The organism is Ruegeria sp. SATB027 (assembly GCF_059613825.1).
The window spans coordinates 90,829-101,788 of sequence record NZ_JBXWTH010000042.1 but is presented as its reverse complement, the minus strand read 5'-3'; the positions used below and the strand labels follow the sequence as shown (position 1 = coordinate 101,788).

General features: G+C 56.7%; 10 protein-coding genes. 7 read left to right on the top strand and 3 right to left on the bottom strand.

The window, feature by feature from the left end; all coding sequences use genetic code 11:
* The first annotated feature begins 489 nt into the window (after positions 1 to 489).
* Positions 490 to 2,109, top strand: a complete 1,620-nt coding sequence (locus tag AC2FPW_RS12540; protein ID WP_496813973.1) for a GMC family oxidoreductase — start codon at positions 490 to 492, stop codon at positions 2,107 to 2,109.
* Positions 2,110 to 2,114: 5 nt separating this feature from the next.
* Here the strand turns inward: AC2FPW_RS12540 and AC2FPW_RS12535 are convergent, their stop codons facing one another.
* On the bottom strand, positions 2,115 to 2,960 hold the full coding sequence (locus AC2FPW_RS12535; protein WP_496813972.1) for an SDR family oxidoreductase: 846 nt from the start codon (positions 2,958 to 2,960) through the stop codon (positions 2,115 to 2,117).
* A gap of 87 nt (positions 2,961 to 3,047) precedes the next feature.
* Here AC2FPW_RS12535 and AC2FPW_RS12530 point away from each other — a divergent pair, with 87 nt between their 5' ends.
* Entirely contained in the window at positions 3,048 to 3,680 is a 633-nt protein-coding gene (locus AC2FPW_RS12530; RefSeq protein ID WP_496813975.1) for a class I SAM-dependent DNA methyltransferase, read from the top strand.
* Between the two features lie 22 nt (positions 3,681 to 3,702).
* Here the strand turns inward: AC2FPW_RS12530 and AC2FPW_RS12525 are convergent, their stop codons facing one another.
* Together AC2FPW_RS12525 and AC2FPW_RS12520 are read right to left on the bottom strand one after the other, a co-directional pair.
* Positions 3,703 to 4,692, bottom strand: coding sequence for a sterol desaturase family protein (locus AC2FPW_RS12525; protein WP_496813971.1), 990 nt, complete (start codon positions 4,690 to 4,692; stop codon positions 3,703 to 3,705).
* Between the two features lie 21 nt (positions 4,693 to 4,713).
* Complete coding sequence (locus AC2FPW_RS12520; protein ID WP_480586741.1) at positions 4,714 to 5,469, bottom strand: class II aldolase and adducin N-terminal domain-containing protein; 756 nt, start codon at positions 5,467 to 5,469, stop codon at positions 4,714 to 4,716.
* A 114-nt stretch (positions 5,470 to 5,583) separates the two neighbouring features.
* Between AC2FPW_RS12520 and AC2FPW_RS12515 the strand changes: the two genes are divergently transcribed.
* The 5 genes from AC2FPW_RS12515 (at position 5,584) to AC2FPW_RS12495 (ending at position 10,952) form a co-directional block, all read left to right on the top strand.
* Entirely contained in the window at positions 5,584 to 6,453 is an 870-nt protein-coding gene (locus tag AC2FPW_RS12515; protein ID WP_496813969.1) for a LysR family transcriptional regulator, read from the top strand.
* A 140-nt stretch (positions 6,454 to 6,593) separates the two neighbouring features.
* Entirely contained in the window at positions 6,594 to 8,396 is a 1,803-nt protein-coding gene (ade, locus tag AC2FPW_RS12510) for an adenine deaminase (protein WP_496813968.1), read from the top strand.
* A complete protein-coding gene (locus AC2FPW_RS12505) occupies positions 8,393 to 9,856 on the top strand; it encodes an AMP nucleosidase (protein ID WP_480547262.1) in 1,464 nt (487 codons plus the stop codon). Before ade ends, AC2FPW_RS12505 begins: the two co-directional genes overlap by 4 nt.
* A gap of 130 nt (positions 9,857 to 9,986) precedes the next feature.
* The gene (locus tag AC2FPW_RS12500) at positions 9,987 to 10,274 is read left to right on the top strand and encodes an HU family DNA-binding protein (protein WP_117871130.1); all 288 of its coding nucleotides are present in this window, start codon (positions 9,987 to 9,989) and stop codon (positions 10,272 to 10,274) included.
* A 204-nt stretch (positions 10,275 to 10,478) separates the two neighbouring features.
* Positions 10,479 to 10,952 carry a GNAT family N-acetyltransferase gene (locus tag AC2FPW_RS12495; protein ID WP_496813967.1) on the top strand — a complete coding sequence of 158 codons (474 nt, stop codon included), beginning with the start codon at positions 10,479 to 10,481 and terminating at the stop codon, positions 10,950 to 10,952.
* Positions 10,953 to 10,960 lie beyond the last annotated feature (8 nt).

The window sequence follows — 10,960 nt, the reverse complement described above, 5'->3', positions numbered from 1 at the left end:
CTAAACCTCAACCTCAGATGCCCACCGTCTCTCCGGCGCGTCTCAACCGTCTTTCCAGTCCGTCAGGCCAACCTCAGTTGCGCCGGTGAAGGGGTATTTACGGATTAGGCTTCCGACCTGCAACCCCCATTTTGAAAAAACTTCACATTTCTCACTATTCTCTCATTTAAATGTTGTAAATCAATAGTTTAAACAGATATTTCGCGATTCCCATCGGCCATTTCAGGTGCAGGCTCATCAGAAGAAGAGGGTGAAATCTGCACTTTGGCTGGAATCGTCGACCCCGTCAGCAAACGACGACATCGATATCCGTCTTGAGTCACTCGATCGACGCGGGCGTACCGTTTCGCTGAATGTCGAAGAACACTTGGAAACTGACTTCAGGTCACAATTGTTTTTTTACTCAATTGACGCAGTCTCAGGTGAGCCTGGCTCGGATGGCGAACAGCGGACCGGCACAATAATGGTTCTGATAGTAGGGAAGCCAGCATGGAGTTCGACTATATCATCGTGGGCGGCGGTTCGGCAGGATCCGTTCTTGCAAACCGCCTCACCGAGAACCCGGCTTCACGCGTTTGCCTGCTCGAAGCAGGTGGGAACGGAAACGGCCTGACTGTCAGGGTGCCGGCAGCTGTCGTGGCAGCCCTTCCGGGACGACCCAAAATCAACAACTGGGCTTTTGAAACCATACCGCAACGCGGGCTGAACGGACGCCGGGGGTATCAACCCCGCGGCAAAGCACTGGGTGGTTCGAGCGCGATCAACGCGATGCTTTATGTCCGGGGTCAGCGGCAGGATTACGATGGGTGGGCCGATCAGGGCTGCGACGGTTGGGATTGGGACAGCGTATTGCCGTATTTCAAACGGTCCGAGAACAATGAGCTTGGCGCAGACAGCTGGCATGGTGACAAGGGCCCGTTACAGGTGTCACAGCAAAAGGAACCTCGCCCGATCACCCGCGCGTTCATTGAAGCCGCGCGGCAACTCCAACACCGTCATACTGAAGATTTCAACCGAGGCGATAACGAAGGTGTCGGGCTGTATCAGGTAACGCAGTTTCATGACCCGACAAAGAACGGAGAGCGGTGCTCGGCGGCTGCGGGTTACCTGTTCCCGATTGCCAACCGTCCGAACCTGACGATCATTACACATGCCCACGCGAAAGGGCTGGTCTTTCAGGGTAAGCGCGCAACTGGCGTTGTTTTCAGGGTCAAAGGCAAAGAGGCAGACACCACCGTTACCGCCACTCGCGAAGTTCTGCTGTGCGCGGGAGCATTAAAAACACCGCAGCTGCTGCAAATCTCTGGGATTGGAGCAAGCGCTGATCTTGAACCGCACGGGATCGCTGTTCTCAACGAACTACCGGGTGTAGGGCGGAACCTGCAGGACCACCTCGACTTTACGCTGACCTACCGGACCAAAGACACGAACAACTTTGGGATCGGCGCAACAGCGGCAATGCGACTGCTGAAGCACATCCATCAGTGGCGCAAGACCGGTGTGTCGATGGCGGCCACACCGTTTGCCGAAGGGGCGGCGTTTCTGAAAACCTCACCCGAGCTGGAGCGCCCGGATATCCAGCTGCATTTCACCATCGCAATGGTCGATGATCACGCCCGCAAACTGCATTACGGTTACGGGTACAGCTGTCATATCTGCAAGCTTCGCCCGGAAAGCCGGGGAACCGTTGGCCTGAGCAGCGCCGACCCAATGGCAATGCCTGTCATCGACCCGGGATTTCTTGCAGATGCACGCGATCTGGACACCATGATCAAAGGCGCGCGAATGACGCGAGACATCCTGCAAGCGCCAGCTTTGGCCAAATATCGGCATAAAGAGATGTTCGGAACCGATACAGCCAAATCTGACGCCGATTGGGAGGGGCATATCCGCGCCCGCGCCGATACGATCTATCACCCGGTCGGCACCTGCAAGATGGGTACCGACGATCTGGCGGTTGTGGATCCCGAACTTCGGGTGCGGGGGATTGAGGGGCTGCGTGTAGTTGATGCGTCGGTGATGCCAACGCTGGTGTCGGGAAACACAAACGCGCCAACAATAATGATCGCGGAAAAAGCCTCGGACATGATTAAGGCAGCCGCGCAGTAAAGAACCTACCGGTCCTTCATAAGCGCCTCCAACCCCACCCGGTAGTTCGGGTAGATCAATTCGACACCCAACTCATCCTTGATCCGGTCGTTTCGGACGCGTTTGTTCTCGTTATAAAAACTGCGCGCCATCGGTGTCAGATCGGCCTCGTCAAATGAAACCGCCGGGGGCAGAGGAAGCCCCTGCAACTCGGCGGCATACCCGATGACATCCTGTGGCGGGACAGGCTCATCGTCGCAGACATTGTAAACTCTGCCCGGATTCGGCCTTGTCATCGAAGCTTGCAGAACCTGCGCAATGTCATCCACGTGGATACGCGAAAACACTTGCCCCGGCTTGATGATACGCCGCAGCCCACCGCGTGTGAGCTTAGAGAACGGCCCACGGCCCGGGCCGTAAATCCCTGCCAGACGGAAGATGTGAACAGGCAGGCCCGGCACAGCCGCCCATTGCTCTTCAGCCAGCATGCGCCACTTTCCACGCTTGGCGGTCGGTGTTGGCGGGGTGTCTTCGTCAACCCAGGCGCCCTGGTGATCGCCATAAACAGCCGTTGTCGATAAATAACCCACCCAAGTGAACTGACTTGCTCGTTTTCGGATCTCGTCGCCTAGCGCCGCCAGTACCGGATCGCCCGCCTCGCCCGGTGCCGTTGAGATCAGCAACTGCGTCACCCGATCCAGATTTGGAACCTCACCGGGCCAGATCAGCGGGTCCGCGCCAGAGGCACGTATCGCATCTGTGCCTTCGCCATCTCGTGTGGTGCCAAAAATCTGCCAGCCTTTCGGGGCAAGAATTCGGGAAAGGGCCTGCGCAGAATAGCCGTGGCCAAATGAGAAGAGTGTCTTGGTCATGCACCGTTGATGGGCTTCAGCGCATCGGGATGCAAGCGCCGCATGGACGCACTTGAATCGAATCTTCTGATGCGCCTTTCTGTGGACATGAGCAAAGAGAAACCAGACCTGCATTCTGCCTACGCGCTGAGCTCTCCGGACGAAAACAAACGCCTTTATGCGGAATGGGCCGGGGACTATGACGACAGCTTTGCCGCGCGTGAGGATTATCAGCTTCATATCCATACCGCGCGGGCGTTTGTGGGCGCGGGCGGTCAGGGGCCGGTTCTGGATGTCGGTGCGGGAACGGGCCTGTGCGGCGCGGTGTTGTCTGGGCTTGGTGTTGGGCCGATTGATGCCACGGATATCAGTTCAGAGATGCTGGAACAGGCTATGCGCAAGGATATCTACCGGGACGCGATCGAGGCTGACCTGACCCATGGCATCCCGGTTCCGCCAGACAGCTATTCCGGCATCGTGTCATCTGGCACGTTCACACACGGTCATCTGGGTCCCGAAGTGTTGCCTGCGCTGCTTCGCGTCGCACGGTCAGGCGCTACGTTCGCCCTGTCAATAAACGCCCGCCATTTCGAAAAGATGGGCTTCAAGGGCAAGCTGCACGAACTGGAACAGGACCAGATCCGCAACCTGACCCTGCCCGAGGTTCGCATCTATGGCGATCTTGCTGCAGGACCCAATAAGGATGACACGGCCTTCATTGCATTGTTCGAACGGGTTTAGTCCCCGGACAGAACCAGCCACTTCAGGTGTACATCTGCTTTTTGTAGGCCCTCGTGCGTGTCGTCGCCTCGGCTGAGCCATCGTGATAGGTGCCAAACCACTTGTCGAACGGAATTTCGGATGTACCGTAGTTGCACTCGAAATACCTGTGGTGGAGCTGGTGAAAAAAATCGCCCGCCCGCGCGGCTTCGGTCTCACCGGCCTTTAGCTTCTCGAACCCAGAATGGGACAGTATCGGGCTGACCTGCTGGAACGAGCTGTGAAACAACACATGCAGCGGATGGGAAGGCACGATCAGGTGGATGAAATACGTCGTGAAATACAGCATGTTTTCATACCAGTGATTCGAAATCCCTGACCATGGCCCGGTATTGACATTACGGTGATGGACCGCGTGCACATGTTTATAAAGCCTGGGATGATGTTCCAGCCGGTGCACCCAGTAAAAATGCAGACCGGACCACATGGGAATAAACAACATCCAAACCACGAACCACACCTGCGAGCTGGCCCAGGTAATCGTCGGAACCCAGCCATTTGCCATCGCCCAGAAGATGACCCACTGGTAAATGGTCGCCACCGTCATGGCGCTGCCCAGCGTCCACCAAATGTTATCCCAGACCTGATTGCGGAATGTGAATGTTCCGTTGTCCCGTGTCAGGTCCCTGCGATCAAACTTTTTGTACATCCCCTGCCCTTTGCGCATGTACAGCCACCAGTGCAGGCTTCCTGCTACCAGAGTTTGCGGCACCATGTTCAGCAACCAGATCCGAAACATCCATCCGGGCGCAAAGCTTTTCATCGTCTCTAACGCAGGGAAAAAGAACGCATAGGCGATGACGGCCAAGGTCATGCACAGGGTCAGGGCGGTGATTTGCAACCACGCTCCGCTGTACCATTTCAGCACGGCCGCCGGACGTGGTGGCCAACTGAACAGCGGGTTGAGACCCACTGGCCCGTCGGGGTGGTAATGCCAGCGGGCAGCTTCGGGGTCCTGCTTGGAATCTCGCATGTCGGTCACTCTGTCTTGCATTCAGGTTGCGTAATCCGAGCCTTCTGCATCGAGTATTGCCTTGATCTCTCGCAGATGCGCTTCGGCCTGATCGGGGTAGTCGTCCAGTTCCTGTGCTGTTTTCTCGGCAATCTCATCCGACAGCACCCGCAGGGGCAGGCCTGTTTGCAGCGCCCGGATGTAAGTTTCGGCAGCGCGCTCGAAATAATAGAGCCTGTTAAAGGTATCTGCAGGGTCGCTGCCAGTGATCAGAACCCCGTGGTTGCCCATGATCATGACTTTCTTCTTCGGATCAGCCAACATCCCGGCGCACCGCTCGCCTTCGCTTTCAAAAGCCAATCCGCCAAATTCTTCGTCAACAACGTAGCGGTTGTAGAAGGTCGCGGTGTTCTGGTCGATTGGCGGAAGTGTACTGTCGGCCAGTGACGCCAGAACAGTTGCGAAAATCGAATGCACATGCATGACGCAACGTGCGTGCGGGCAGTGGCGATGGATCGAGCCGTGCAGGCCCCAGGCAGTGGGATCAGGTGCGCCGGGCTGGGACATCACATCCGGATCGTTGGCGTTCAACAGCAACAGATCAGACGCGCGAATACGCGAGAAATGCGCCTGATTGGGGTTCATCAGGAACTGCGTCCCGTCTTCGTTCACAGCAAGACTGAAGTGGTTGGCAACGGCTTCGTGCATGTTCAGCCGGGCCGTCCAGCGAAAGGTTGCGGCCATGTCCACACGTTCTGACCAATGATCGATATTGGGACGAAGGTTGGTGAGACTCATGTGACGCGTCCTTTGGTATCTGCGAATGACCAAAGCCTGCATTTGGTCCGGCAATTTGACCAACGAAAAAAACGCAACTATCCCATTAGCTAAACTTATGCCGGAGTTATGTCGATGCAAAACAGGCTTCCCCCGCTTGGCTGGCTGCGCACATTCGAAGCCGCAGCCCGCCATCTGTCATTCACCGGTGCGGCGCGGGATCTGAACATGACGCAAAGTGCGGTCAGTCAGCAGATCAAATCACTGGAAGGCCATCTGGGTCAGCCACTGTTCCTGCGACGCCCGAAGGCGCTTGAGCTGACAGAGGCCGGAATCACCTATTTGCCGGTGGTGCGCGAGGCGTTTCGGACACTGATACGGGGCACTCAGGCGGTAACTGGCGCGCAACAGAATGCGGTCCAGGTGCAGTGCAACATCAGTTTCGCCGTGAACTGGCTGGCCCCGCGTCTGCCATTATTTCAGGCTGAACACCCGGATGTTCAGCTGAACATCTTCACCGAGTTGTGGGAACCGCGCGAGATGGCTGAAGGCGCAGCAGTCGAGATCCGGTATTCCCTTCGACCCTCAGATACAACCCGGACAGAGATGCTGCGCTCTGAATATTACTATCCCGTCTGCGCGCCGGGATATCAGGTGTGCCTGCAAGACCTTCAGGAAAAACCTCTGTTCGACTGTTCCAACCTGTTGACCAACTGGGCGACGTGGGCTGAAGATCAGGCTCTGAATTGGCAGAATCCGCCTATTACCTACGCGACAACCTATCTGGTTTGTTTGTCAGCTGCGATGGCCGGAGGTGGCCTGTGCCTGGCCCATGACACCATCGCAGGTCATTTGATCGATCAGGGACGACTAGTCGCACCATTTGAGCATCGCGCCCCGATGCCCGAGGCGTATTATCTGCTGCTCTCCCCTCAGGCCGAGGACACGCCCGGAGCGGTTACCTTTGCGAACTGGATACGACGAGAATTCGGGTCCGAAACGTAAACCCGGGCGGGTTCCTGCGCGCTGTCAGCGCCTATGTCAGCTTTCGACGACCGGGTCGGGCAGATTTGCAGAATTGTGATCCGTCGGCAGTAGTAAAGAACCGGGGTTGCACCCGCGCGCGCATTCGTGAAAGTTGAGCCATGGAAAACACACCCTTCCCAACTTGGCCCGATGTCGCCCCCCGATTGATCGCAGTTGCTGCCGGACGTGAGGCAGCAGATACGGTAATAAAGGGTGGGACTTGGGTAAATGTGCACAGCCGCGAACTGCTGCCGAACCATTCAGTTGCAATCGCTGCAGGCCGTATTGCATTTGTCGGTCCCGACGCCTCGCATTGTACCGGACCAGAGACACAGGTTATCGACGCGCAAGGCCGCTTTATCCTGCCCGGCTTATGCGACGCGCATATGCACATCGAATCGGGGATGCTGACCCCTGCCGAGTTTGCCCGCGCAGTTATCCCCCATGGCACAACCAGTATGTTCACCGACCCGCACGAGATCGCCAATGTGTTGGGGCTGGACGGTGTGCGCATGATGCATGACGAAGCAATGATGCAGCCGGTCAACATCTTCACTCAGATGCCGTCCTGCGCGCCCTCTGCACCGGGGTTAGAGACGACAGGCTATGAAATCACCCCCGAAGACGTGGCCGAGGCAATGAATTGGCCCGGGATCATCGGCTTGGGGGAAATGATGAACTTCCCCGGCGTGATTCACGGAGATCCCAAAATGCTGGCCGAGATTGCGGCCACGCAGCGGGCAGGCAAGGTCGTCGGCGGACATTACGCATCCCCTGATTTAGGGCCTGATTTCGCGGCTTATGTGGCTGGTGGACCTGCCGATGACCACGAAGGCACCTGCGAAGCGGATGCCATCGCACGGGTCCGTCAGGGAATGCGGTCGATGATGCGGTTGGGTTCGGCCTGGTATGACATTGAAAGCCAGATTACCGCGGTCACCAACAAAGGTCTGGATGCGCGCAATTTCATCCTGTGCACGGATGACTGCCACTCTGCCACGCTGGTCAATGATGGGCATATGAACCGCGTCGTGCGCCACGCGATTGCCTGCGGTTGTGACCCGCTTGTGGCCGTGCAGATGGCGACGATCAACACCGCCACGCATTTCGGTCTAGAACGCGAGATCGGATCGGTCACGCCGGGACGACGGGCGGACATCATCCTCAGCTCTGACCTGACCGAATTGCCGGTCGAACTGGTCATAGCGCGCGGGAAGGTTGTTGCGGAAAACGGGGTGATCAAGGTTGATTGCCCCCACCTGAACTGGCCCGACAAGGCACGTCGCACCGTTCATCTGAAGCAGGAACTGGCCGCGTCCGATTTTGAGATCGCAGCGCCGAAGGGTGCAAACAAGGTAAGGGCCAACGTCATTGGCGTGGTAGAAAACCAGGCCCCCACTAAAGCCCTGAAAGCCGAATTGCCGATAATCGGCGGGCTTGTTGAAGGTGAGGGTGACGTATGCCAGATATCACTGGTCGAACGACACCGGGCGACAGGGGGCGTCACCAACGCCTTTGTCTCGGGGTTTGGATATCAGGGAAAAATGGCCATGGCCTCGACCGTGGCGCATGACAGTCACCACATGATCGTCGTCGGCACGGACCGTGAACAGATGGCGCTGGCCGCGAATCGACTGGCCGAAGTGGGTGGCGGCATCACGATCTTCCGGGACAGCCAGGAACTGGCGATGGTCGAACTTCCCATTGCCGGTCTGATGTCCGACAGCCCGGCCGCTGAAGTTGCGGCCAAGGCGGACAGGATGGTTCAGGCTATGCAGGAATGTGGCTGCAATCTGAACAACGCGTATATGCAACATTCGCTACTGGCGTTGGTCGTCATACCGGAACTCAGGATCTCTGATCTCGGGCTGGTTGACGTGCGCACATTCGAAAAAATTGATCTTCTGGAACCCTTGGCATGACGACACTCCTGACACCTGAAGCCCTTTCGCCAGAACAGTTCACCGATCCCGCAGCCGCAGTAGCACGACTGGAGGAGCTTTACACTCAAGCAACGGAATTTCTGTGCGACAGCTTCTCGAAGGTACTGCAAGATGGTGCGCCAACTGCCAGATACAGAGCCTATTACCCAGAGATTCGCATAAAGACATCGACCTATGCACAAGTCGACAGCCGCCTGAGTTTTGGGCATGTGTCAGAGCCCGGCGTTCACGCTACAACCGTGACGCGCCCGGATTTGTTCCGATCCTACCTGACCCAGCAGATTGCCCTTTTGATCAAGAATCACGACCAACCGGTGACGATTGCAGCGTCGGATACACCGATTCCGGTGCACTTTGCCGTGGCAAATACGTCGGATCTGGTTGTGCCGCATCAGGGTGCGGCTGCTTTCACCCTGCGTGACGTGTTTGACGTGCCGGATCTGACCACCACGAATGACGACATCGTCAACGGTGTGCATGAAAATGAAGACGCCGTCGGACCTTTGTCGTTGTTTACTGCCCAGCGGGTCGATTATTCACTTGCGCGGCTGGCACATTACACAGCGACGGATGCCCGGCATTTTCAGAATCACGTTCTGTTCACGAACTATCAGTTCTATGTTTCGGAATTCGAAAACTACGCCCGCGAACAGTTGGCTGATCCCAGCAGCGGGTATACCAGTTTTATCTCGACCGGGAATGTCGAGATCACGCAGCCGGACGCAGAAATCGAGCAACCGCTGAAACTGCCGCAAATGCCAACCTATCATCTGAAGCGTGAAGATGGTTCGGGTCTTACTTTGGTGAACATCGGTGTCGGCCCGTCGAATGCGAAAACAGCGACCGACCATATCGCGGTTCTGCGCCCGCACGCGTGGCTGATGGTTGGCCATTGCGCCGGGTTGCGCAACACGCAGGCATTGGGTGATTTCGTTCTGGCCCATGCATATCTACGGGATGACAAGGTTCTGGATGATGACCTGCCGGTCTGGGTGCCCATCCCGCCCCTGGCCGAGGTTCAGGTCGCGCTGGAACGCGCCGTGGCCGAGGTGACAGAGCTGGAAGGGTATGAACTGAAGCGGATCATGCGGACGGGAACAGTTGCATCGGTCGACAATCGCAACTGGGAACTGCGCGATCAATCCGGACCGGTTCAGCGCCTCAGCCAGTCGCGGGCCATCGCGTTGGATATGGAAAGCGCCACAATCGCCGCGAACGGCTATCGCTTTCGCGTTCCTTACGGCACTTTGCTGTGCGTGTCGGACAAGCCCCTGCACGGCGAACTGAAACTACCGGGCATGGCGTCTTCCTTTTATACCACTCAGGTCGGGCGTCATTTGATGATCGGGATACGCGCTATGGAGCACCTGCGCGGCATGCCGTTGGAGCGTCTGCACAGCCGGAAATTGCGTTCCTTCGACGAAACTGCCTTCCTCTGACGCAAAAAAGCAACGTTTTCCCCATATTTTTAGGGATTTCTGCGCTACTATTCGTTGTGTTTGGCCACAATATCCCGTTACAGTTACGCGGTGAGGCCCTATAGATCGGGCACGTTAAGGAGACCAAGAAATGGCAAAACCTATGACAAAGACTCAGCTGGTTGCTGCTCTCGCTGAGGAAATGGGAACCGATAAGAAATCCGCGAACTCTGCGCTTGAGGCCATCACCGGCCTGATCACACGCGAAGTTTCCGCAGGTGGTGCAGTAACCCTGCCTGGCGTCGGCAAAATCTACTGCCGCGAACGCCCCGAGCGTCAGGTCCGCAACCCGGCAACCGGTGAAACCTTCACCAAAGAAGCCGACAAGGTTGTGAAAATGACCATCGCGAAAGCACTGAAAGACAGCGTGAACGGCTGATCTCAAGCGCTTGGAACCATGTAAAGGGGTGGCGGTTACGCGGCCCCTTTTTTTGTGTCTAAACTTTACATCCTACGGCCCGCGCAATTATGTGATAAGGCATCAGGCTGTAACTAAAGGCTACAATCCAACACTGGATGTTCTTGGAACGTTTTTTACGGACAACCCTTTGATTTCCTGCTTGGCCCGCTAAATCCCAGTTCTATGGAACAGGATATAACCTTCACGCGACTGCCCCTCATCTCAGCACCTGAGATACTGGCGCATATGAGAAATCCAATTCTTGCCGAACACATGCCTCTCCTGACGCAGGATTGGGATGAGGAAACAGTCGCCGGTTTCATTCACGCGAAAGAGTCGTGTTGGGCGCGGGACGGCCTAGGTCATTGGGCAATTCTGCACCGCGGGCAATATGTGGGATGGGGTGGTTTTCAAAAAGAAGGTGAAGAGTGGGATTTCGGGTTGGTCTTGAAGCCCGGTGCATTTGGACTGGGTGCCAAAATAGCACGTCGGGCCATCACATTCGCAAAGCAGGACAATCGTATTCCGTTCGTGACATTCTTGCTGCCGCCTTCACGCACGAAACTGCGCGCAATGACCAAACTCGGCGCTTATTTTGTTGGGCAAGTAGACTACGCTGGCCACAGTTTCCTCAAATATCGTCTCGACACGAACTGAAGTGAACG